Origin of the sequence: Kribbella sp. DT2, from assembly GCF_049844575.1 — a bacterium.
Taxonomy (GTDB): Bacteria; Actinomycetota; Actinomycetes; order Propionibacteriales; family Kribbellaceae; genus Kribbella.
The window spans coordinates 51,841-75,534 of the sequence record NZ_JBNCLH010000018.1 but is presented as its reverse complement, the minus strand read 5'-3'; the positions used below and the strand labels follow the sequence as shown (position 1 = coordinate 75,534).

16 protein-coding genes are annotated in these 23,694 nt (G+C 67.3%); 4 read left to right on the top strand and 12 right to left on the bottom strand.

The features are described 5' to 3' along the window. Positions 1-66: 66 nt before the first annotated feature. Positions 67-3,393, top strand: coding sequence for an SIR2 family protein (locus ACLQ2O_RS41095; protein ID WP_425843171.1), 3,327 nt, complete (start codon positions 67-69; stop codon positions 3,391-3,393). A 410-nt stretch (positions 3,394-3,803) separates the two neighbouring features. Beyond that, entirely contained in the window at positions 3,804-7,520 is a 3,717-nt protein-coding gene (locus ACLQ2O_RS41090; RefSeq protein WP_425843169.1) for a hypothetical protein, read from the top strand. 322 nt (positions 7,521-7,842) lie between these two features. Here the strand turns inward: ACLQ2O_RS41090 and ACLQ2O_RS41085 are convergent, their stop codons facing one another. The 3 genes from ACLQ2O_RS41085 to ACLQ2O_RS41075 form a co-directional block, all read right to left on the bottom strand. Beyond that, positions 7,843-8,937: a hypothetical protein gene (locus tag ACLQ2O_RS41085; RefSeq protein WP_425843167.1), complete on the bottom strand. Its 1,095-nt coding sequence runs from the start codon at positions 8,935-8,937 to the stop codon at positions 7,843-7,845. After that, positions 8,924-9,595, bottom strand: coding sequence for a helix-hairpin-helix domain-containing protein (locus ACLQ2O_RS41080; protein ID WP_425843165.1), 672 nt, complete (start codon positions 9,593-9,595; stop codon positions 8,924-8,926). Before ACLQ2O_RS41080 ends, ACLQ2O_RS41085 begins: the two co-directional genes overlap by 14 nt. A 434-nt stretch (positions 9,596-10,029) precedes the next feature. Further along, positions 10,030-10,872 carry a DegV family protein gene (locus ACLQ2O_RS41075; protein WP_425843163.1) on the bottom strand — a complete coding sequence of 281 codons (843 nt, stop codon included), beginning with the start codon at positions 10,870-10,872 and terminating at the stop codon, positions 10,030-10,032. 53 nt (positions 10,873-10,925) lie between these two features. On the opposite strand from ACLQ2O_RS41075, the gene ACLQ2O_RS41070 reads away from it, so the two are divergent. Continuing rightward, positions 10,926-11,426, top strand: coding sequence for a pyridoxamine 5'-phosphate oxidase family protein (locus tag ACLQ2O_RS41070; RefSeq protein ID WP_425843161.1), 501 nt, complete (start codon positions 10,926-10,928; stop codon positions 11,424-11,426). Between the two features lie 537 nt (positions 11,427-11,963). Here ACLQ2O_RS41070 and ACLQ2O_RS41065 read toward each other — a convergent pair. From ACLQ2O_RS41065 to ACLQ2O_RS41045, 5 genes are all read right to left on the bottom strand, one after another. Continuing rightward, complete coding sequence (locus tag ACLQ2O_RS41065; protein ID WP_425843159.1) at positions 11,964-14,519, bottom strand: ATP-binding protein; 2,556 nt, start codon at positions 14,517-14,519, stop codon at positions 11,964-11,966. Between the two features lie 138 nt (positions 14,520-14,657). Beyond that, the gene (locus tag ACLQ2O_RS41060) at positions 14,658-14,849 is read right to left on the bottom strand and encodes a hypothetical protein (protein ID WP_425843157.1); all 192 of its coding nucleotides are present in this window, start codon (positions 14,847-14,849) and stop codon (positions 14,658-14,660) included. A gap of 100 nt (positions 14,850-14,949) precedes the next feature. Next, the gene (locus ACLQ2O_RS41055; protein ID WP_425843155.1) at positions 14,950-15,369 is read right to left on the bottom strand and encodes a YjbQ family protein; all 420 of its coding nucleotides are present in this window, start codon (positions 15,367-15,369) and stop codon (positions 14,950-14,952) included. A 12-nt stretch (positions 15,370-15,381) separates the two neighbouring features. Next, positions 15,382-17,862 carry a leucine--tRNA ligase gene (gene leuS / locus ACLQ2O_RS41050; RefSeq protein ID WP_425843153.1) on the bottom strand — a complete coding sequence of 827 codons (2,481 nt, stop codon included), beginning with the start codon at positions 17,860-17,862 and terminating at the stop codon, positions 15,382-15,384. 157 nt (positions 17,863-18,019) lie between these two features. After that, positions 18,020-18,640: a TetR/AcrR family transcriptional regulator C-terminal domain-containing protein gene (locus ACLQ2O_RS41045; protein ID WP_425843151.1), complete on the bottom strand. Its 621-nt coding sequence runs from the start codon at positions 18,638-18,640 to the stop codon at positions 18,020-18,022. Positions 18,641-18,719: 79 nt separating this feature from the next. Between ACLQ2O_RS41045 and ACLQ2O_RS41040 the strand changes: the two genes are divergently transcribed. Continuing rightward, positions 18,720-19,145: a hypothetical protein gene (locus ACLQ2O_RS41040; RefSeq protein ID WP_425843149.1), complete on the top strand. Its 426-nt coding sequence runs from the start codon at positions 18,720-18,722 to the stop codon at positions 19,143-19,145. Here ACLQ2O_RS41040 and ACLQ2O_RS41035 read toward each other — a convergent pair. From ACLQ2O_RS41035 to ACLQ2O_RS41020, 4 genes are all read right to left on the bottom strand, one after another. Next, the gene (locus tag ACLQ2O_RS41035) at positions 19,138-20,151 is read right to left on the bottom strand and encodes a helix-turn-helix domain-containing protein (protein ID WP_425843147.1); all 1,014 of its coding nucleotides are present in this window, start codon (positions 20,149-20,151) and stop codon (positions 19,138-19,140) included. The two genes, ACLQ2O_RS41040 and ACLQ2O_RS41035, sit on opposite strands and share 8 nt — an antisense overlap. Next, the gene (locus ACLQ2O_RS41030; RefSeq protein ID WP_425843145.1) at positions 20,148-20,906 is read right to left on the bottom strand and encodes a phytanoyl-CoA dioxygenase family protein; all 759 of its coding nucleotides are present in this window, start codon (positions 20,904-20,906) and stop codon (positions 20,148-20,150) included. Before ACLQ2O_RS41030 ends, ACLQ2O_RS41035 begins: the two co-directional genes overlap by 4 nt. 99 nt (positions 20,907-21,005) lie before the next feature. Continuing rightward, complete coding sequence (locus tag ACLQ2O_RS41025; protein WP_425843144.1) at positions 21,006-22,781, bottom strand: GMC family oxidoreductase N-terminal domain-containing protein; 1,776 nt, start codon at positions 22,779-22,781, stop codon at positions 21,006-21,008. Then, positions 22,781-23,677: a hypothetical protein gene (locus ACLQ2O_RS41020; RefSeq protein ID WP_425843142.1), complete on the bottom strand. Its 897-nt coding sequence runs from the start codon at positions 23,675-23,677 to the stop codon at positions 22,781-22,783. Before ACLQ2O_RS41020 ends, ACLQ2O_RS41025 begins: the two co-directional genes overlap by 1 nt. Positions 23,678-23,694 lie beyond the last annotated feature (17 nt).

Below are 23,694 nucleotides of genomic sequence, written 5' to 3'. Positions count from 1 at the left end.
GCGACGAGTATCTGGAATTACAGTCTGCAGCGTGAACTAACCGTTAATAGACTGTCCGGAAAATGCATGGCACCTCAGACCCAGCTCGACACGTTCATGGATGTGCTGAACGAGGGCGATGGTGTCGACGTGCACCGACTTGTCCAAGGCATCGTGACCAAGCCCGGCTCGCAGCCCAATGCGAACCACAGCGCGCTCGCCCGCATTGCCGCCAAGTACTCCACGCGTGTCGTCACCACGAACTACGACCTGCATTTGGAGACTGCGCTCCGCGCGCACCACGCTGATTCGTTGGATGTGTTCCGGGCTCCTGCGATGCCGCTGGGAGACGACTTCGACGGACTGGTCTACCTGCACGGTTACGCAGAGGATGACCCGCGGCGGCTCGTGGTCACGGACCGCGACTTCAGCTCGGCCTACTTCCATAGCGCGTGGGCTGTGCGTTTCCTGGAACGGATGTTCCGCGAGTACGTGGTGCTGTTCGTCGGATATAGCCACTCCGATGTCGTGATGAAGTACCTGGGCCTCGGCTTGGGTCCTGAGTCGAAGCGGTACGTCCTGACCGACGACCCGGGCAACGCGATCTGGCGTCGGTTGCAGGTGACCGCACTGGAGTACCCGGCTGGGCGCCATGACCTGCTGACTGGCTGCTTGGTCGAGTGGTCGAAGTTTGGCGAGATGGGTCTCTTGGACCACCGCCAGCGGCTCCGTGAACTGCTTTCGACCGCGTCCGAACCCACACCCGACGAGGAGTCGTACCTGGAGGACTCACTTCGCCGTGACGACCGAGTCCGGTTCTTCTGCGAGTTCGCGACCGACAAGTACTGGCTCGAGTGGGCGGCGAAACGTGAGCCGTTCAGGAAGTTGTTTGACAGATCGACTGGCTCAGATCCGGTGACGATCGAGCTGGCGGAGTGGTTCGCGCACAGCTTCGCTCTGGTTGACGATGCAGCACCCGAACCGGACGAGCTCCGAAGCCTGAGTGCGTGGACCGTGTTCGCCGAGGCTGGCGGCGTTCTCAGCGCTCCGGTCTGGAATGCGCTTGGGAGTGGCCTGCTGGGCATGAAGACAGCGCGGTCGGCACACGCCGTGCGGTGGCTTTGGGTCCTGATGGAGCAGGAGCAGGCGGGTTGCGAGGAAGACTTCCTCGACTACGCGATCGAGTGGACCGAGCTTGAGGAAGACCCGGAACTGTTTGTGGAGTTACTCGCGCACCTCATGGCACCCCGTCTGGTCCCCGAACGGGGCTGGGGGTCCGCTCGGATGGGCGTGAAGACTCGCGGCCGCCTGCACTGGATAGACAAGTCCTGGAAGAAGCTCCAGCCAGCCATCGCGGCGCTCGCGCCGACAGTTTTCCCAGTGGTCGAGGCAGCACTGCTGAAGCACCTGGACCTCGAGGCCAGGGTCGGGAGTCCCCGGGGCTTCAACAGGCATCGGTCTGCGATTCAGCAGCACGCCCAGGACAAACATCGAGACCCGATTGACGCGGTCATCGACGCGGCCCGCGACACCGCGGTCGCGTTGTGGAACACCGACGCCGCGTATGTCTGGCGGCTCATTGAACGCTGGCTCATCAGCAACCACGTACTGATGCGTCGCATCGCAGTTCACGTCTGTGGCGAGCAGCCGGGTCTGTCTGGCGATGAAGGCGTCCGGTTCATCCTCGAACGCGACCTCGCGACGGCCGACGGCATCGCGCAGGAGGTGTTGCACCTTCTCGGGAAGGCTGCGCCGACCGCCGATCCGAGCCTGGTCGATCAACTCGTCGACGCTTGGAAACCCGCGAGCGATGACGAAGACGACCAGTACCGAGCCTTCTCCCGACTCGAGTGGCTCGAACGAAACAACGTCGACAACGAGCAGCTACGGACCACGTTGGCTGACATACGCACGAAGCTCCCGGCCGACTTGAAAGGGTCGCCGTACCCCGGCATGAGCAGCTGGATGGAGGTCGGTTCCGGTGATGGCGTTCAGCCGCTCACGGTCGAGGCGTTCAACGAACGGATCGAGGAGAATCCCGAGGAGGCTGTTCAGTTCGTTCTGAGTTTCGAGGAGCGTCCCTTCCCTCGGTCGGGCGAAACGAGCCGCGAGGACGCCGTCACGATGTTGCGCGACACAGTCCAGGAGCGTGCAGGCGCAGGCCTGAAACTCTGGCCCTACCTGACCGACCATCCCGGCCTGCAGGACACGGTCATCGCAGCGTGGGGGCACGCCAAAGCATCCGATGACGCTGAGGCGATCATGGCGATCTTGGCGGACCTCGACCTTGAACCGGTCCTACATGGCGTCACCCAGTTCTTCATGTACGCCGACCGGAACGGCGGCGCCCGTTGGGAAACCATGGCGACGACGGAGCGATTCATGACCCACGTGTGGGATGATGCCTGCGCGACCGCCGACCTCTATGAACCTGGTGGCGGCCAGCGAGACTGGTCGACCAAGATCATCAACGTGCCGGCGGGGCTCCTGTTGGAGTTCTGGTTCGAGATGTTCCGCCGACGTTGGGCCGCGGCCGGCGACGACTGGCAAGGTCTGAGCGAGACAGACCGTGCGTTCCTTGAGCGGGCGCTCGCCGACCGCACCGAACGCGGCGCGATGGCACTTACCCAGATGGCCGGCCGACTTCACCTGGTTGATGCCGCAGACAGTTCCTGGTGCCGGACCAATTTGTTGCCGCTCGGCAACTGGGCCGACGAGAGGACTGCGGAGCCGTTCTGGTGGGGTGTGCTGAGCTTCGCTCGTTGGAACAGTGGGCTGGTCGCCGCCGGGCTACTAGATAGTCTGCTCGGGACAGCTAAACACCTCAATCGATTCCAGGAGGACCAGGCCCACCGCTGGGCATCGCTGCTGGCGTCCATCGCCGTGCAGTGCGACGACCCGGCGGCGACCTCATGGGTCAGAGAAATGACCGCCAGGTCCGATGCCAGCTCGAGGCTCCACTGGCTGGACGCCATCGAGGAGATCATGAAGGAACTGGACGAACCTGGCCGAGTTGCAGTCTGGTCTGGCTGGTTAGCCGAGTACTGGCGCCGACGAACCCTCAGCGACCCGGTCGCCTTGTCACAACCTGAGGCAAACGCGCTCGCCGCACTTGCTCCGCATGTTCCCGCCGCAGACTTCAACGGGGCAGTAGCCCTGGTCGAGGCGACGTCGGCAGGTTTCAACTCGCATGCTGATTCAGCCGAATGTGTTTCCGACGGACTCATCGAAACTCAGAGCGCGGAGGTGGGCCGGTACTTCATCCATCTGATGAGCAACACCGATGCCTCGCCTGGCCAGTTCTGGGGCCGCCACTACCTCGCCCCGAAACTGAAACACCTGGTGGCACAGCCTGGTGACTGGAAAGCGCTACGCGACGCGGCCCTACGCCTGCGCATCGATCTTTCGAACTAGCGCGGGTGGCGGCCGCCCTCGGCCGGGGGTAACGGGCCTTCGACGTGCTGCCTCTCGTCGTGGAGACCGTCGAAGCGGGGCCGCGGATGTCGAACTGCTCCCCGGAGTTGGCCTGAGTTTCTCGATTCCAGATTCCGGGGAGCAGTTTATGGCTCGTAGTTGAGGGTGTCAGGGTGTTCGGCGCGTCGGTGGCAGGGTCAAGCTGGGCCAGCACTCTGCTTCGCCGAGACCATCCGTGATCCCGAGAACAAGACCCGTTCGACTTGGTGTCGCCCATGCTTGGACACGCGAGGCTGTGACGACACAGCATGGTTGTGCCGAGTTCAGCGTCCCACCCGCCGACCAGCCGGCTTGATCAGCACAGGGGCGATCCAGCCTCAACTGTCGGTGGTGGCAACCATACTGAGCCCGTGACAAAAGAAAGTGGATCTGGAGACGGTGTGGTCGGCGGGGGCAGTCTGAGACCTGATGGGCCTGACCGCAGCATCACACTGCGTTCGCTTGCGCCCGAGTACGTCCAGGCGCAGCACGACGCGTACGTGCGTCACCTTGAGGAGGCCATCAAGGATCCGAAGAACAAGAACATCGCACTGACCGGTCGCTACGGGTCAGGCAAGTCCAGCGTGCTCGACGAGTTCGAGTCCAGGCACAAGGACAAGACGTTACGCATCAGCATCAACACGCTTGGGCCAGACGGGGGTGACGAGGACCTGACCAACCGGATTCAGAAGGAACTGGTCAAGCAACTCGTCTATCGGGCCGAGCCGGGCAAACTACGCCGTTCCAGATTCGCCCGGAACAAACCGTTGACCAAGGGGCGAGCATTAGTCCAAGCACTCGGAGTCACCGCGGTCGGGCTGATGTTGCTCTGGCTGCTCGGGTTGTGGCCCGCAATCGCTGGGTTCGGCCCGGATGACGGTCTGTTCACGCGGATCCTCGCGGGGTCTGTCTTCGTGTCGCTCGTCGTTGTCGTCATCTGGGTGGCACGTTGGCTCATCGGCGACCGCATCGTCTCCGAGGTCGCGACAGCTGGGACAACGGTGACGCTTGGCGAGAAGCCGGAGACGTATTTCGATGAGTTCCTGGATGAGATTGTGGCGTTCTTTGACGCGGTCAATCCGGAGTTCGTGATCTTCGAGGATCTGGACCGCTTCGACGATCCACGGATCTTCGACTCGTTACGAGAGTTGAACACGCTCATCAACGCGTCAGCGCACTGGAAGGACAAGAGCAAGCCTCTCCGTTTCATCTACGCCATCAAGGACAACCTGTTCGAGCAGCTCGGTGTCGTACCGGAAGTGCGGGACAAGGCTTCGACAGCTTTTTCGGACGGCGGCGATGTCAGTGCATCGGTCGCGGCGCCCGAAGCTGACCGAGCCGCTGCTGCGGTCGAGCGCGCGAACAGAACCAAGTTCTTCGAGCTCGTCATCCCGGTGGTGCCTTTCATCACGCACCGCAACGCACGCGACCACCTAGTCGATTCTCTGAAGCGTCTGGGCCTGCCCGATGACGTGGTCAAACGGCCATTGTTGGATCTGGTCTCGCGCCACACGACGGACATGCGGCTGTTGATCAACATCTGCAACGAGTTCGCGGTATTCAGCGAGCTCCTTCTCTGGGTCGACAATCGCGCGCCCGGCTTGACCGCTGACGATCTGTTCGCACTAGTGGCGTACAAGAACTTCCACCTTGCCGACTTCGAGGCCATCCCACAGCGCGCTAGCTCCTTGGACACGCTGGAGCAACATCATCGGGACCTGGTCAGGGCGTCGATCGAGCGACTGCAGCAGCAGAAGAGGCAGCTCGTACGGACAGAGGACTTGGCCCGTCGCCAGGATCAGACGGCCGAAATGCTGGGACATCGTCTCCGCGGGTTCAAAGATGCTCTGCCTGGCCAGGGCGGGCATCGCTACGAGTTCTTTCTCGTCAACGGAGAAATGCACCAACCAGACTCGGTCGGTGCCGCTTCGTTTTGGAAGCAGGTCGCCGAGGCCGGCTCGTTGTCCATATCTCACCGCCGGGTCCAGTACGGCCCGCCGCTGATCACTCTCGACAGCAGTCACCTCACCGCTCTGTTCCCAGAGGGAATGAACACCGACCGGTGGCGGGATCCGAGTGCCACCGAGTTTGCCCAGCAGGTGCAGCAGTACGACCGCGACATCGCGTTCCTGCGTGGTGCTGACTTCAGCGGCCTTGCCAGGCAGGAGCGCTTCACCTATCGCGAAGAGACCTTCAAGGACTTCATCGCAGACCGGCTCAAGTCGGAACTCGCGCGCGATCTGGTGGGCCGAGGCTTCATTGGCCGCAACTACGCCGAGTACTCCGCAACGTTCTACGGCAGCTTCGTCGGGGTGGACGTGGCGTTTTTCTACAACCACAGTGTTCAGCCGAACCAGATGTACCTCGACTACGAGTTCGAGACCCCGAATGCGGTCGGGATCCTCCTCGAACAGGTACCGGATGACTTCACCAGCTCGGTCAGCGTCCTGAACATCCAGATCGTCAACCACCTCGTGAACGAGGACGTCGAGGCTGCAAGAGACGTCGTCGCGTTCATCATCGCGGACTACAGCAGTGAAGCGCAGACGTTCCTCGACGCCTTCCTCAACGCAGCCGATGTGTCCCGCGAGAAGCTCCTCGGGTTCCTGGCGGCTCACCCTTGGCGCAGCGTGTTCGACTACCTGGCCAGCCACGATGGAATTCCTGACGAGGAGACCAGAATCAGGCTGCTCGACGCCGCCTTGCTGAGTGGGAGGCCAGCCGACGCGTACGAACTCAACGAGGGGACGCGCTCGCTGCTTGCCGGCTGTTACCAGCGACTCTCGGCCTTCAGGCAAGCGCAGTCGCGTGAGCAAACCGAGAACATCCTCACCTTCGCGAAGGACGCGCGACTGGTCGTCGCAGATCTGAACCAGTTGGAGGACCCTCTACGCGAGCGCGTCATCTCTGAGCAGATGTACGAGCTCACCGCACCCAATCTTCGGGTTGCGCTCGGCTTCGACGGCACACCTACCTTGGAGGTCGTACGAGGCAACGACAGCGTCTGGCGGTTCTGCCGAGAAAACATTGACGACTACCTCGTAGCCATCCGCGACGACGACCAGTCCGAGTATGTGGCGCGAACACCAACTGTCTTGAGCGAGGTCATCACCGAACAGCACGACTCCTGGACTGACGATCAACTTCGCGAGGTTGTCGAGATGAGCGCGCCGACCTCAGCGCTTCTCGACCTCACCGGGGTACCGACCGAGACCTGGCCAATGGTCGTCGACGCCGGGCGCGTCGTGCCAACCGTCGCGAATGTGTGGGCGTACGTCGAGGCGAACCAAGTCGATGACCACCTCGCCGGGTTCCTCGTGCCGAACGACAACGCGCCGATCGAGCTGAAGGCCGTCCAAGAGATCGACGTTGACACGAGAGGCAAGCTCGCGATCTCGATCCTGAACGCCTCCTCGGCCCTTCATGCCAGCGCTCGAGTCCAGCTCGCCACCAGCATGGACCTGCCCGAGGGCGTCGAGGCAACGAGTCTGATGCCTACCAACGACGATCTCCTCGCTCGCGTCCTCGAAGCCCAGCTGGTTCCCGACACCGCCGAGACCTTCGCTCACTTCATTCAGGCCGGCTGGGAGTCGGTCGCCGATGCGTTCACAGTTTCGGCGAACGTCGAGGATTTTCTCAGTCCCGAACTGGTTACAGGGGTCGTCGCCGACCTACTGGCGAGCTCTAAGATGCCAGACGGCGTTCGTAGCAAGGTAGTAAATGATCTCGCCAGATACGTGACCGACGACAACCCCACTGCACTCCGCTCGGCCGGGGAATACGCACGGGAGAAGCGACTCAAGCTGCCGCTTGAACAGGTGCAACGCATCGCGCGAGCCACGCAAGAGCCAGATCTGGTCCTTTCACACCTGGTAGCTGCAAAGGATGCCTCTCCAGAAGAACTGGTCGATACGCTTTCCCTGCTCGGGCCGCCCTACAGTGCCCTCACGCATGGCCCACAATCGGAGTTCGAACTGCCCTCAGGGTCATCGAACAACACGCTCTTCGGACGTCTAGAGGAAGCTGGGCGGATAGAGATCTTCAAGAAGGGGCTGCGCGGCCTCAAGACGGTCCGCAACCTCATGTGATCTGACGAGAGGCAGCCTTCCATCGGTCAGTACCGTCGGCCGCGCACCTAGCCAAGCAGCTATGGCCGGCGCGAACTTTCGGTAATTGTCGAGATCGGGGCTTCACGATGCCCAAATGCGTCGACGCCGCCGCTGACGACACGACAGCCGGCGACATCATCAGGTCCGAGACCGCGCACCTGCGGCGGGGTCAAACTGACGACCGAGCCACTTAAGAACGTCGACGACTACCCGTCGTTTCTGGAGCGGCTCGACCACCTTCGCCACATGGAGCGCCTCACCAACCAGAGCGTTGTCACGGATCCACCCGCGTCTCGAAGGCCTACTCTCCCGAGAGGCCACCAAGGAGAGGCGACACACCAGTGACACTTGCGCTCGGTCCGATTCTGAACAGCGCCGGAACCGACCCCGACCAAGCCCATGTGATGCCGGCCGACTCGCCCAGCAGGGCCGAACCGAGGCACCAACGTTGAGCCGAGAGGTGGGTGTTCGGAAGCGCAAATGTTGCTCCCACAGATGGGTAACAAAACAACGTCTGACCTGCGGTGTTACCGATTGTGGACACCTGAACGAGCACTTGATCCACCGGTATAACGGATTCGCCGGAGACTGCCGAGAGGTGAGTTAGGCCGGTGAGTTGGAAGTCGTTGACCAGGTCGGGTGGGAGAGCTGATTCGTCGCCCATCACGAGGGCTGGGACAAGACCTCGTACGTCGTCGGGCTGGTCCTCGACCGAGGCACGGAGGCCGGCACGGACCTTCTCGGCGGCGCGGAGCCACCAGGCGGGGTCGTCGAGGACCGTCGGGGTTGAGCGGGCGGAGAGCATCGCGGCTACGTCGGAGCCGGGATCTACCGGGCTCAGGCGGGCAGTGGTTGTGACGTGCTGGCCCAGGCGGACGTGCTGCCAGGCGGGTGCGCCGATGAGCAGGATCGGGGTGCGGATGCGGGTGGTTGTTCCTTGGGCGGTCACCTCCTCGGCGGTGGCTTTCAGGACGACGTACGGCGGACGGCGGTTGCCGGGGGTGCTGCGGACGGCGGGGTCGCTGGTGATCTTCAGGTGGAGCTTGGCGGTTGAGTTGGAGGCGGCTAGGGCTGGGACCGGGCCGGTGGAGAGTCGGTGGATCTGGAGGGCGGAGGCTGCGGCCATGCCGGCGGAGAGAGCGGTGATCGCGACCAGGGTGAAGAGGAGTCGGGAACGACGGCGGAGGGCGAGGGTGAGCAGGGTCAGGGTGAGGGCGGTGGCTGTTGCGGCAGTGATGACGGCGACGATGCCGGCTTGAGGCATCAGGAGGATGGCGGTGATCCAGCCGGCGGCCGCAGGGAGGAGTAGGCGGGCGTCGAGGGTGGGTTCCTGGTGCTGGTCGGGTGGGTCGTCGGGCTCTTGCGGGGCTGGCGTGTGCGGGTTAGATGCGGACATGGGGCTTCAGGTCCTCGTACTTCTTGGTGCCTACGCCGGAGACCTCCTGGAGTTGGTCGATGGTGGTGAAGCGGCCGTGCTCGGTGCGGTAGTCAAGGATGCGCTGGGCGAGGACCGGGCCTACGCCGGGGAGATCGTCCAGCTGGTCGAGGGTGGCGGTGTTGAGGTCGGTCGGGCCGGTGGTCGTTGGGGTTGGGCGGCCGGATGAGGCGGTGGTGGGTGGGAGGTTGGGGGTGCCGACGAGGATTTGTTCGCCGTCGGTGAGGGGGCGGGCGAGGTTGAGGGTGGTCAGGTCGGTGCCGGGGAGGGCTCCACCGGCTGCTTCCAGGGCGTCGGCTACGCGGTTGCCGGACTTGGTGTGGATCAGGCCGGGGCGGCGGACCTTGCCTGCTACGTGGACTACGAGGGTGGTTGGTGGGGTTGGTGGTTTGGCCGCAGGGGTTGGGGCGGCGACTGGGGAGCCGGTGGTCAGGGTCGGGGTTTCTGCCGAACGCTCGGGGATGGGTTCTGGGCGGGAGCGGAGGACTGAGCAGCCTGCCCAGGTCAGGCCTGCGGCGAGGACCAGGGCGATCACGATGAGGTGGCGTGGGGCCACGGTCAAGCGGGTGCCGCGCAGGCGTTCGGGCAGCACGGTGTCAGGGATCCATCCGCCTCGCACTTGGTCCTCCCCTTCGTCGGCCGGTCTCGGGGCGGAGGCGGCGCGCAACCGGTCCAGGGCAGCCTGGCGGTCGGCCGGATCCGGCGCGGGAGAGCGGCGTGGTGGCTTCACGCAAGGAAGGTACGAGGGAAACGGCGTGTGGCGGGGTGGAGATTTTTGGCCTGTGGAGAACCGGGGTGGGCCCGGGGAATCGGCGGGTGGTGGAGGTCGGCTTCAATGCGGCCGGAGAGGTCGTGAAGCTGAAGGTCGCTGCGGCCGGAAAGAAGAAGTGGGCGCAGCAGCCGGGGTGCCGGGAGGGTGGGGCGGTGGTGCGTGCGGAGGCGGTGGTGCGTCAGGAGCCGAGGGTGGTGGTGCGTCCGGAACCGCGGGCGGTGGTGCGTCCGGAACCGAGGGCGATGGTGCGTGCACGGTGGGGGCAATCGTGCGCGGGGCGGCTACAGGGGGGCTACTACGACCGCGAGCATGCCGGGGCCTACGTGGGCGCCTATGACTGCGCCTACCTCGCGGAGGACTATTTCCTCGGCTTGGGGGAGGCGGGTGGCGAGGCCGTCGGCGAGGGTGTGGGCTTTGTCCAGGTTGGCGAGGTGGTGGACGGCTAGTTGGACGGGGCCGGTGCCTGCTCGTTGGACGGCTATGTCGGCCAGGCGGGCGATTGCCCGGGAGGAGGTGCGGACCTTTTCCAGGGGGACGATGCGGCCGGCGCTGATGGTCAGGAGGGGTTTTACGGCCAGCGCCGTGCCCAGCAAGGCTTGGGCGGGGCCGATGCGGCCGCCTCGGCGGAGGTACTCGAGGGTGTCCACGTAGAAGTACGACGAGATGGCCGACATGCGGGCCCGGGCGGCTGCTTCGACCTCCTGCTGGGAGGCGCCGGTGGCTGCCGTCGCGGCGGCGGCGAGGACGGGGAAACCGAGGCCCATGCCGAGGGAGCGCGAGTCGATGACGCGGACCGGGATCGGGGACTCCTTGGCGCCGATCATCGCGGCCTCGACGGTGCCGGACATGTCGCCGGAGAGGTGGATCGAGACGATCGACTCGGCGCCGCCGGCCGCGCACCGGGCGTAGGTGTCGGCGAAGGACTGCGGCGCCGGGCGGCTGGTGGAGACGGGGGTGAAGGTCTTCAGGGCCTCCGCGACCGCGTCGGCGCTGGTGCCGCCGTCGTCGTACGACGTACCGCCGATCACGACCTGGAGAGGGACGACGGTCAGCGGGTGGCGGAGCACCTCGTGCGCAGACAGGCCCGCCGTGGAGTCGGTGACGACGTGCACGCGGGCTGACATGCAGCGAGGTTACCGGACGGTTTTCGTCGGTGCCTGGTGCCAGAGTGGGGAGAATGAGGGAAACCACAGCGGAGATCACGGCCCTGCAGGAGCTGCTCGACGCGGCGTACGGGCGTTCCACCGAGCACCTGCGCAGCATCGTCACGGGCGAGCGCCACCTGACCGCCGAGGAGCTGACCCAGGTCCTGACCGGTATGTGCACGCTCAACCTGGCCACCGTCACGGCCAAGGGCGAGCCGCGGATCAGCGCGGTCGACGGGCACTTCCTGCACGGACGGTGGGTGTTCACGACGGCGGACGCGGCGGCGAAGGCCCGGCACCTGCGCAAGAGGCCGGCGGCCAGCGTCTCGTACGTCGACGGCGAGCGGATCGGGGTGTTCAGCCACGGTCAGGTCGAGTTCCTGACCGCCGAGCACGAGGACTTCGACGAGATCGAGCAGCACCTGGTCGCCCACTACGGCAGCTCCCCCACCACTTGGGCCGACGGCATCGTCTACTGCCGCCTCCAGCCGCACTGGATGGTCGGGTACGCCTTCGACAAGTCCAAGCTCTGACGCAGAACTAGCGAGGTGGCGGCCGACCCCTCCGCCGGCTGCCACCTCGCTGGGAACTGACTCCCCCTGGTTGTCAGTTACTGCTCCCCCGCGACAATCCCCCCGGGGAGCTCCAGCCGCCGGCCCCACCGATGACCTATCGGCTGTCCCGTACCGGCCGGGCCCGCACTCGTCCCCTGTGTCGTGTGCATGGCCGCTGCTGGAGCCCCACCCCGGGTCCGGTGCCCTGACGGTCCACGGCACCCGGTACTGCGTAGGACAGATCCGCACGTCACAGCACTCCGGGGCCTCACGACAGCTGAACGGCGCCCCCACCGATCACTGCCGGACCTGCTCCGTGTCGTCGTCACCCGTCCCGCGGTCTCCCTGGGCCGGTCGGTGGTCCGCGCTTGCCTCGTCACGGTCCACCTCCTGCCTCGGACACCCGGTCCGGCCGTCGATCTCTGCCTGTGTGGTACCTGCCCTACACCGAATATCTTGGTCGGCGCGGGCCGCCGCGACGAGGCAGAAGAACCGGCAGCTCCCCGGCAGCTTTGGTCAGGACAGAGCGCGCAGTACGTCGTCCGCGAGCCGCCGTACGGACTCGGCCGGGTCGGGCTCGGGCCAGCCCGGCGCCTGCGAGGCGCTCGAGCAGGACTCCTGCAGCACCGCCCAGGCGGTCGGCAGCATCGGCGGGTCCATCGTCCGCTGCCACGCGAGCAGCTGCCCGCAGAGCAGGTCAGCGGCGGCAGACTGCCCAGCCGCATGCAGTACGGCGACCGCCTCCGGCAGGACGTCCAGCAGGTACACGACCCGTCCCTCGACCTGCAGCCGACTGACCGCGTCGCGGATCGCGACACGGGCCCCCGCCAGATCCCCAGTACGCCGAGCCAACCGGCTCCGATAAAGCATCACCAGGTAGTCGAAGTACCCCCGGTGCCCGCGGATGTCAGCGTCGGCCTCGTCCAGCAGGGCCTGTGCCTCGTCGAAGTGCCCCTCCTGGAACTCGACCATCGCCAGGCACCCGGCGATCTTGGTCCGCTCCGGGTCGTCCGACGCCTGGCTGTCCCGGGCCAGCTCCGCCCAGCGCCGCGCCTCAGCGAGATCCCCCAGCTCGAGCGAGACCCGGCTGAGCGCCATGTACGCGATCTCGTCCGGGTAGACCCCCGGGTTCACCAGCGCCGCCTCCCACGCCAGCAGGAGCTCCTTGGCCTCCGGCAACCGACCCCACCGGGCCAGCGCCAGCCCGCAGATCGCCTGGACCGTCGCAGACCGCTGGACGTTCCCGTGCGCCCGTGCGTCGGTCACCAGCGCCGGGATCTCGGCCAGGCTCGCCGTGTCCAGCAGCAGCGACCCGGACGACACCCAACCGCCGCGAGCCACCAGGCCCATCTCCGACTCCGGTGGGATCAGCGTGCGCGCTTCGCCGTACAGGCGCCGAGCAGCCCGTACGTCGCCCGTCAGGCTCGACAGCCGGCCGCCGATGGCCAGCAGCATCCCGCTGACCTCCTTGTCGACCACGTTCTCGGCGCACGCCACGGCCCAGCGGATCCCGCTCTGTGCCACGCTCGCCTGGTACTGCCACGCGATCCGGAAGCCCAGCACGATCTGCGCGGCGGTGTCCCACTGGCCCAGCTCGGCGGCCCTCTCCAGCGCGACCTCGAAGGTCGCCGAGTTCGCGTTGGCCGCCCGGTACCTCCGGTCGCGGTCCGGGCTCGCCCAGGCGCCTTCCAGCCCCTTCACGTACTCCGCGCACCACGTCACCGCCCGGTCGCGGAACTCGGTCAGGTCCGTGCCCTGCGACGTCAGTCCGGCGTACGCGTGCTCGCGGATCGTCTCCAGCATCTTGTAGCGCGAGCCGTACAACTGCTCGAACTCCAGCACCGGCTGCAGCAGCGACTTGTCGACCAGCTCGGCCAGCAGCATGGGTACGTCGAGCGGGTCGATCGGCAGCCCCGTGCAGACCCCGACCACGGCGTCCAGCGTGAACGGCGACCCCATCATCGAGGCCCGGTACAGCAGCTGGCGGGCCGCGTCGGACAGCGCGTCGACGCTCCAGGCGATCGTGTCGGCCAGCGTCCGCTGGTGTGGTGCGCCGAAGCGCCGCGGCCCGGACAGCAGCCGGAACCGGTCGTCCAGCGCGGCCAGGATCGTCTCCACCGACAGTGAGCCGGCACGGGCCGCGGCCAGCTCCAGCGCGAGCGGCAGCCCATCCAGCCGCTGGCACAGCCGCGCGACCGTCGCCGCGTTGTCCGGAGTCAGCGCGAAGTCCGGCCGGACCCGCGCGGCCCGCCGTACGAACATCTCGACGGCAGGACTGGCCGCGATCTCCGCGAAGTCTCGATCATTGGCAGGCACGCCGAGCACCTCGACCCGCCGGACCACTTCGTCCGGCAGCCCGAGCGGGATCCGCGACGTCACCAGTACGCCGACGCCCGGGAAGCTGCGGACCATCCGGTTCGCCACCGTGGCGACCCCGTCGAGCACGTGCTCGGCGTTGTCCTCCACGATCACCAGGTCACCCGGCTGACGCCCGGACAGCACGTCGTCGAGGTCGGACGTGCCAGGCGCCGTACCGAAGGCGTCCAAGATCGCAGACGGTACGGCGGCGTCGCGCTGGACCGTCGTCAGGTCGACGACCACGACGGTCGTGTCGACGCCGGAGAACCGGTCGGCCGCGGCCAGCGCCAGCTCGGTCTTGCCGACCCCGCCAGGGCCCACCAGCGTCACCAGCCGGTTCTGGGCCAGCAGCTCGGCCAGCTCCCCCAGCTCTCGCTCGCGCCCGACCAGCCCGTCCGGGATCGGTCTGGTCCCCCGCCAGCGCATGCCGGTCGGCGCCGGAGCACCCACGGCGATCACCGGCCGGACAGTCCCGTGGCCGGCGGCCGCCAAGAACTCGGCAACGTCCTGAAGCCCCAACGCCGACGCCAGCAGCCGGACGGAGTCCTTCCGCGGGCGAGCCACCCGGCCCGCCTCCAGCTCGCGGATCGTCCGCACGCTCAGACCGGCCGCCTCGGCCAGCTCCTCCTGGGAGAACCCTGCCTGGACCCTCAGGTCGAGCAGGAGATCGGCGAATCCGCTCCGTCCCGCAGCCCGGCCATCCGCGTCCGACAAAGCCCGTCACCCCTTCTGAGCCTCACACCGCCACAGCACAAGATACGTGACCGGAGCGGGGTGGGCGGTCGCGCCGGTGGCGGTGCCACGGGCGCGACCGGTTGAGAAAGGAATTGCTGCCCGAACAGGAATGCCCGATCAGGCACTGACGCGGACGTCCTCGGCATTCTTTTCGGCGTACAGGGAAAGGACCTCGGTCCAGTCCGAGAGCCGGGCCGCGGTGTCGGTGCGGCCGTGGTCGGCGTTGAGCAGGCTGCCGGCGCAGATGTTCCTGGTCGCGCGCACGATGAGCTCGGTGCCGACGCCGAGCAAGGAGTCAAGGGCTGCCATGCGGACATTCAAGCGAAGACGTGTTTCGCCGAGGTAACACGTCCGGCAACATCGCGATACGTCAGCAAAAACCCGCCACAAAACAAACTTGGTCAGGAATTCACGAGGGCAGCCAGGAAAGCCGCACCTGACGTGAAGGATTGTCCACGTTCGTGTCCACCAGGCAGATCGACTGCCAGGTGCCGAGCATCAGGCGCCCACCCAGCACAGGGATCGACGCGTACGGCGGGATCAGCGCCGGCAGCACGTGATCACGGCCGTGCCCGGGCGTCCCGTGCCGGTGCTGCCACCGGAAGTCCCGCGGCAGCAACTCCTCCAGCACCGCCAGGAGATCGGTGTCGCTGCCGGCACCGGTCTCGAGGATCGCCACTCCGGCCGTCGCGTGCGGGACGAACACGTGCAGCAGTCCGTCCCCCTGGGCCTGGTGGGCCTGGGCGGCGACAAACTGCTCGCACCGGCTGGTGAGGTCGAGGACGACCTCACCAGTACCGGTCTGTACGTCGATCAGCTCGGAGCGCATCCCGCCACAGTGTCAGGCCGGGACGATGTTGACCAGTTTCGGCGCGCGCACGATCACCTTGCGGACCCCACGGCCGTCCAGCGCCTTCTGCACGGCCTCGGAGTCCAGGGCCAGCTTCTCCAGGTCGGCGTCGCTGATGTCGGGGGCGACCTCCAGCCGCTCCTTCACCTTGCCCGCGATCTGGACGACGCAAGTGACCGAGTCCTCGACCAGCAGCGCCGGGTCGACCGTCGGCCAGCCGGCCTTGGCGACCGTCGGCTGGTGGCCCAGGTTCTCCCACATGTCCTCGGCCGTGTACGGCGCGACCAGGCTCAGCAGGATCGCCACCGTCTCGGCCGCCTCGCGGACCGCCGGGTCGGCAGCGCCCGGGCCGGAGTCGATCGCCTTGCGGGTGGCGTTCACCAGCTCCATCACCCGGGCGACCATCACGTTGAACCGGTACGAGTCGATCAGCTCGCTCGCGTCGGCCACCGTGCGATGGGTGATCTTCCGCAGCGCCAGGTCACCGGTCGACGGGTCGGCGCCCACCGGAGCCTCGACCGAGCCGCTCAGCCGCCAGGCGCGCTGCAGGAACCGCAGCGAGCCGCCCGGGGACAGGTCGGCCCAGTCGATGTCGTCGTCCGGCGGACCGGCGAAGACCATCGTCAGGCGAATCGCGTCGACGCCGAACTCGTCCAGCTGGTCGCCCAGGTTGACCCCGTTGCCCAGCGACTTGCTCATCGCCTTGCCCTCGTTGATCACCTGGCCCTGGTTCAGCAGCCGGGTGAAGGGCTCGGTGGCGTCCAGCAGACCCATGTCGTGCAGCGCCTTGGTGAAGAAGCGCGCGTACAGCAGGTGCAGTACGGCGTGCTCCTTGCCACCGACGTACTGGTACGTCGGCATCCACCGGTTCACGGCGTCCTTGTCGAACGCGCCCTCGGTGTAGTTCGGCGAGCAGTAGCGCAGGAAGTACCACGACGAGTCGACGAAGGTGTCCATCGTGTCGGTGTCGCGCTCGGCGGCGCCGCCACACTTCGGGCAGTCCACCTCGACCCACTCGCGGACCGACGCCAACGGCGAGACGCCCTTGGGTTTGAGCGCCGCACCGCGCAGGTCCGGCAGCTCGACCGGCAGCTGGTCCTCCGGTACGGGGACCTCGCCGCAGGCCGCGCAGTGGATGATCGGGATCGGCGCACCCCAGTAGCGCTGGCGGCTCAGCAGCCAGTCGCGCAGCCGGTAGTTGATCGTGCGCTCGCCCAGCTCCTTGTCCTGCAGCCAGTCGATGATCCTGGTCTTGGCCTCGCCGATCGGCAGCCCGTCCAGGCTGATCTCGGCGTTGCTGCTGTTGATCGCCGGGCCGTCACCGGTGTACGCCTTGCCGTCGAAGCCGTCCTCCGGCTGCACGGTGCGCACGATCGGCAGGCCGAACTTCTCGGCGAACTCCCAGTCGCGGCTGTCCTGGCCGGGCACCGCCATGATCGCGCCGGTGCCGTAGTCGGCCAGCACGTAGTCGGCGGCCCAGATCTGGATCCGCTCGCCGGTGACCGGGTTGATCGCGTACGAACCCAGGAAGACACCGGTCTTGTCGCGCTCGGTGCTCAGCCGCTCGATCTCGGTGGAGGCTTTGACGGCCTTCAGGTAGTCGTCGAACGCCTCGCGCTGCTCCGGCGTCACCAGCTCCTCGGCCAGCTTCGCGTCCGGCGCGACCACCATGAAGGTGGCGCCGAACAGCGTGTCCGGGCGAGTCGTGAAGACCTTGATCGGCTCGTCGCGGCCCTCGACCTGGAACGAGGCGAACGCGCCCTCCGACCGGCCGATCCAGTTCCGCTGCATCAGCAGGATCTCTTCGGGCCACTGCAGCTGGTCCATGTCGTCCAGCAGACGCTGCGCGTACTCGGTGGTCTTGAAGTACCACTGGGTCAGCTCACGCTTGGTGACCTCCCAGCCGCACCGCTCGCACTTGCCCTGGACGACCTGCTCGTTGGCCAGCACGGTCTGGTCGTTCGGGCACCAGTTGACGTACGACGCCTTGCGGTAGGCCAGCCCACGCTCGAAGAACTGCAGGAACAGCCACTGCGTCCACTTGTAGTACTCCGGGTCGGACGTGTGCAGCCGGCGCGACCAGTCGAAGCTCAGCGCGTAGCGGCGGATCGACTCGGCCTGGGTCTCGATGTTGGCGTAGGTGTACGTCGCCGGGTGCTCGTCGCGCTTGATCGCCGCGTTCTCGGCGGGCAGCCCGAAGCTGTCCCAGCCGATCGGGTTCATCACGTCGTAGCCCTGCTGGAACCAGTACCGCGACAGGACGTCGTGCAGCGCGAAGACCTCGCCGTGACCCATGTGCAGGTCGCCCGACGGGTAGGAGAACATCGTCAGCGCGTAGCGCCGCTCGGCCGAGCCGTCGTCCTTGGCCTTGAACGGGTCGAGCTTCTCCCAGACCGGCCGCCACTTGTCCTGCATGGCATTGAGGTCGTAGCCGCCCCGGTCGATCGGAGTGTCTTCCACCTGCTCGCTCACGGTCCTACTCCCGCATTCTTCTGTGATGGTTGAGCCCAAATGTGCCAGAAAGGCGTCCCAGACATGAAAAAGCCCCTCACGCAGGAGGGGATGCCGTACTGACCTGGATCTGCCAGTACGGCTAACTAAGGAGCAGGCTCACTCGCATAAGCCCAGTCTAGCGCCCCGCGCCGAGCCCGGACAGCAGGGCGTCGAGGGCGAACGTGAAACGCCTGTCCGCATCGCGGGCCGGTACGGCGGCCGCAGCCTTCGCCAGCAGCGGGAACTCCCCCGCGTCGATCGCCACCAGGTGGTCGATCGGGTCGCCCTCCGACGCCGTCACGACGTGGCCGACGACGAAGCCGCTCACGGCGTACAGGACGTCCAGTGCGTCGGCGGGCTGCAGTCCAGCAGCAGTGAGCCCTTCCAGGGCCGTCTCCAGGACGCGGAGGTTCTGAGCTGTGACGGCCGGCCTGGAGGCGATCAGTGGGACCAAGTTGGGGTGTGCGAGCAGTGCAGTGCGCAGATCGACCGCATAGGAGCGCATGCCTTCCTGCCACGACTCCCGGAAGGTCGGCGGGGTCAAGGGAGTGATCAGCTGCTCAACCAGGCCGTCCAGCAGGGCGTCCTTGCTCGGCAGGTGGTGGTACAGGGTCATTGCCTCGACGCCGAGCTCAGCACCCAGCCGTCGCATCGACAGCGCCTTCAAGCCCTCCCGGTCAGCCAGTACGACGGCCGCGCGCAGCACCGCCTCACGCGTCAGCCCTACTCGCTGTCCTGGCGCCCGGCGACCCGGCACGGCAACCTCCTCGACTTGAAAGTTCTTACACCGTAAGTTTACCCTCAAACTTACATCGTAAGAATGAGGAGGATCGAACATGTCCCCGAAGAAAGCCCTGGTCGCCGGGCTGCTGCTGACCGTGCTGGCGACCGCTGCCCCGCTGGTCGACCTGGCCACCGTCGACAGCATCGGCGACCACGTCCGCAGCGCCTACCCGGACTGGTCGGCCGCAGACGTCAGCAAGGACCGGACCGCGATCACGGTCTACCTGGTCGCCGTCGGAGTGCTCGGACTGGTCGGCTGGCTCACGACACTGGCCGGAGTGAACCGCGGCAAGCGCTGGACCCGCTGGGTCGGTACGACGCTCTTCGCCGTCGGCGCGACCGTCGCACTGATCGACGTGAGCGTCGGAGGAGAGGCCTACAAGACCATCGTTCCCCTGTTCCACGGGACGCTCGGACTGCTCCCGGCACTGGTCGGCCTGGTCGCCGTGGTCGCCCTGTGGCGTCGACCGGTCAGCTGACGAAGGTGGTGCCACCAGTACGGCGGTATGCGGTCGGCGTAGCGCCGTACTGGCGACGGAACGCCGTGGAGAACGGCCGGACGTCGGAGTAGCCGGCCGCGTGGGCTACCTGGGTCACCGTGTACGCCGGGTCGAGCAGGAGCTGGGCTGCGAGTTCCAGGCGGAGGCGGCGGAGGGTGGACATCAGCGAGGAGCCGGTGACCGAGCGGAACAGGCGCTCGGCGTGCCGCTCGGACAGGTGTACGGCGGCCGCCACCTCCCGCACGCTGATCGGCCGGGCCAGGTTGTCGAGCAGGAGGCGTTGCATGGCGTCCACCACCACTCTGTCCCTGGCACCGGACCGAACCGGCTCAACAGCCAGGTCCTCCTCCAGCGCGAAGGCCCGAGCGGTGTCGATGACCAGAGCCGAGCCGAGAGCAGCCAAAGAGGCCTGGAAGCCGGACTGAGGCACTGCAGCCTCCGCGGCCAATCGCTCGATGGTCCCAGCCAGGCCCCCCATCCGGGTGGACACCACAGGACCATCCAGCCGGGTCAACCCCGACCACCATCCAGCTGCTCCCCCGCCCCGCCCGGCGGCTGCGCCGCCGGGCGGGGCGGGGGAGGAAGAAGGTACGGGGGCCCGACCCGGGGTGGAGGATGTCCCGGCGCCGGAGCCCCGACCGCCGAAGCCGGTGGTGCCCAGTGGGCGGAAGGTGAAACCCCAGAAGGCGATGCCCAGGGGCTCCGCGCGGCTGGACTCGATCTCGTGGGTGTCGCCGGGCCGGGCGAGGAAGAGCGTGCCGGGCGTCACGGCGTACTCCGAGTCCCTGACGTTGAAGCGCCCCTCGCCGGCGTACGCCAGGCAGACCTCGTGGAACGAGTGGCTGTGCCAGTAGTTGCGCCAGTACTCCGGCCGGTAGTGCCCCCAGCTGACGAAGTCCGCGCGAAACCCGTCGACCTCGCAGGACTCCAGCAGCCCCGCGAGGTCGACGAAACGATCAGCCGCCGCAACGGACGACAAGCTCAAACGTTGCTCCTGCCAGTCGGGTCGACCCCACGCAGCATCATGCCCTGACCGAGCGAGTGGTCGTGGGTCTTCACCGACGGCGGGTCGCCCGCGTCGCGGTACTGCACCAGCCACGTCGTCCGCGCCTCGTCGCTGACGTTCACGCCCGAGCCGTGCACGGTCAGGTAGGTGAAGAACAGCACGTCACCGGCCTCGGCCGGCTGCGGCACCGCGGACTCGAACGGTACGTCGGGCAGGTGGTACGACCCCTCCGGGTCGTGCTCGCGCGGCCCGTCCAGGTGGCTGCCCGGGATCACCCGCACGCAACCCTTCGATTCCGGCGCGTCGTCGAAGTGGAAGATCGCCGCGCCGACCCGGTGGTAGGTGTGCGGGAAGAACGGGTGGTCCTGGTGCAGCGGGAACGGCGACCCGTTCTCCGGCGGCTTCACGAACAGCTTGGTGTGGTGCAGTTGGACGTTGTCCACGCCCATCACCGCGGCGGCCACGTCGGTGAACCGCGGGTCGACCAGCAGCCGCGAGTACGCCGCGTCGTAGAACTGCGCGTCGTGCAGGTGCTGCAAACGGGTGGCGCCGTCGGACAGGCCCATCGCCGACTGCCAGGTCGGGTCGTCGTTGCGGTTCAGCTGCGCCAGCAGGGCGTGGCTGCGTTCCCGGTACGACGCCGCCTCCTCCTTGCTGAGCAGGCCTTTCACCAGCACGAAGCCCTGCGCCGCGTACTGCTGGGCCAGCGCCGAAAGATCAGTCGTCAGAGTCATCTCGAAGTCCTCCTGGTCGGGGTACTTCGAGCCTAGGAACACCGGCGCCCGGACGGCAGGACCACGCCGGACGCCGATGTTCGTGAAACGGACACTGACCTACAGTCCGAGCTGCCCCAGCCGCACGCTGATCCGCGGATCGGTCGACACCACCGGCGCCGACGTCCGCACCCACGGGTCGCCGTCGAAGTAGGTCTGGAAGATCTTCTCCGCCGTGCGCGTCGCCACCGCCTGGCTGGTCAGCGTCGGGTTCGGCCCGCCGAGCCCGTTGGCCAGCGCCGAGTTGTCGGCGACGAACAGCCGCTTCACGGCCCGGGCCTCGCCGCGCGCGTCGAGCACCGAGTTCTTCTCCGACTCCCCCATCCGCATCGACGACTGCACGTGCAGGATGAGCGGGGCCCAGTCGACCCGGTAGACCTTCTTCGCGCCCGCGCCACGCAGCAGCTCGGCGGCCTTGCGTGCCATGAACTCCCGGTTGCGCAGCGTCCGCTTGGTCCGCTTGCGCTGCTTGAAGGTGACCTTCGGGATCGGCCCGTTCTCGTCGGCCGGCAGCGCCGACAGCGTGACCCGGTTCTGCGCCTCGACGTCGTCGTCGGTGATCACCAGCACGGTCAGCAGGTGGTCGATGCCACCGGCCATCAGCTCCTTCATCTCCGGGCCCATCACCCGCCCGGCCGGTCCGTCCCACGGCCCGGTCGCGCCGCGCCCGTTCTTGTACTGGCCGCGGATCCCGCTGTCCGACAGCGCACCGGAGAACGCGTTCAGCGCGGGCGGCAACCCGACGTTCTCCAGGCCGCCGTACCCCGGGTAGTCCAGGCGGGCGCTCGACCCGACGCCCTTGGGGTTGCCGGTGTAGTCGTCGAACGAGCCGATCATCCAGTCGAAGAAGTGGTCGGTGTAGCCGCGGCCGACCCAGCCGTTCGGGTTCGGCAGGCCGCTGTTCATCCACAGCCGCGGGTTCTCGGTGCAGCCGCCGGCCATCACCACGACGCGGGCGTCCTCGCGGTGCTCGTCGCCGGACACGTTGTCCCGCCACGTCACCCCGGTCGCGGTCAGCTGGCCGTTGCGCTTCTCGCTGTGCACCTGGGTCACGTACGCGTCGGCGATCAGCTCGGCCGGCTTGCCGCCGCGCGCCCACACGTTCGCGGTCAACGCCATCGGCACGTAGCTGTTGTCGGTCGAGCGCTTCGCGAACTGGTTGCGCGGGGCACCGTTCGGCCGCATGCAGCCCTGGAAGCAGTAGCCGCAGAAGGTGCACCCGGTCGCCTGCGGGTAGTTCAGCAGGTTCTTGTCCGCCGTCTTGCCGGCCGTCCCACCCGGCTGCAGGATCGCGTTCTCCTGCGGCCGGTACGACGGCCGCAAGGTGGTCTTCGTGGTCTGCACCGGCAGCCCGAGCGTCTCGGCGCCCTGGAAGAACACCTGTTCCTTGGTGCCCATCGCCGCCGTCATCACGGGCATCGTCGCCTCGACCCACTCGAAGTACGGCACCAGCTCGGAGTACGTGAACGGGAACCGGTGGTTCACGTCGTACTCGTTGCGGTCGGCACCGTCGTACCCCTGGAAGACGCCCGGGTACGCGCGTGGGTAGTTGCCGTAGAAGTGCTGGGTGGTGCCACCGACGCCGGACAGCTGCCAGACGAACGAGTTCTGCGGCCACTCCCGGTACCAGGCCGGCTTGCTGCGGTCGGTCGGGCCGAGCCGGAAGTACCCGGACAGCGGGTTGTTCGCGTCCTCCTCGTACGTGCTCCACTCCTCCCGCGGCTTCGCGTGCCGCGGACCGGCCTCCAGCACCAGGACGTCGAGCCCCTTCGCGGCCAGCTCCTTGGCGACCACCGGGCCGCCACCGCCGGCCCCGATCACGATCACGTCGCGCATCAGTCGTGCACCTCTTTGCGTCCCTGGTAGTAGCCGATGAAGTCGTCCCAGCCCTCGACCGGCCCGTTCGGCTGGTAGCCCGCGAGGGTCCAGCCGACCGGACGCCGGCGCAGGGTCTTGGTGGTCTTGTCGAGCACGCCGTACTCGCTGTACGCGCCGAAGGTGGCGAACTCGATCAGCGCACCGCCGACGAACTTGAGCAGCCCCGACACCGACTCCTTCAGCGGCTCGGGGAAGTGCACGTCGAGCAGCGCGACCAGGTCGGAGTCGGTCTTCTCGATCAGGGCGAACGCGGCCGCCTTCTCGGCGTACGTGAGCCGCGCGAACGGCGACAGGTGCACGCCGCTGACCGCGAGCGGGTTGACCTGGGTGGCCATCAGGTTCAGCAGGCCGGCGATCGGGAACGACAGCGGGATCGCCTCGTCGCTCTGCAGGTACGACGCGAGCGCGCGGTCCAGCTGCCGCAGCTCCGGCGGGAGCAGCGCGAGCCCGGGCAGCGCGATCCCGCTGTCGGCCAGCCCGGTGACCAGCGCGGCCGAGATCGGCTGCGCGATCGCGTCCGGGAACGGGACGAAGTTGTCCAGGGCCTCGATCATGAAGTCGGTGGCGCCGGACTCCAGCGCGCCCGGCGTGCTGCTCGGGGTGCCCTGGGTGCGGGAGTAGGCGTCCGGGCCGGGCATCGCGAACACGGTCAGGCCGTTCAGGGTGTCGCGGGCGAGCTCGGCCAGCACCGGCCGGATCAGGTCGACGGCCGGTGGCAGGAGCGGGTTACCGGTGGCGGCGTCGGCCGGGGCGAGGAGGCCGCGGGCCAGCAGGCCGCCTCCGCCCAGGGCCGCACCGAGCACACCGATCCGGGCCAGGAAGGCCCGGCGGGACAACGGAGCTGCAGCAGGCATACGTGGTCCTTCGCGGT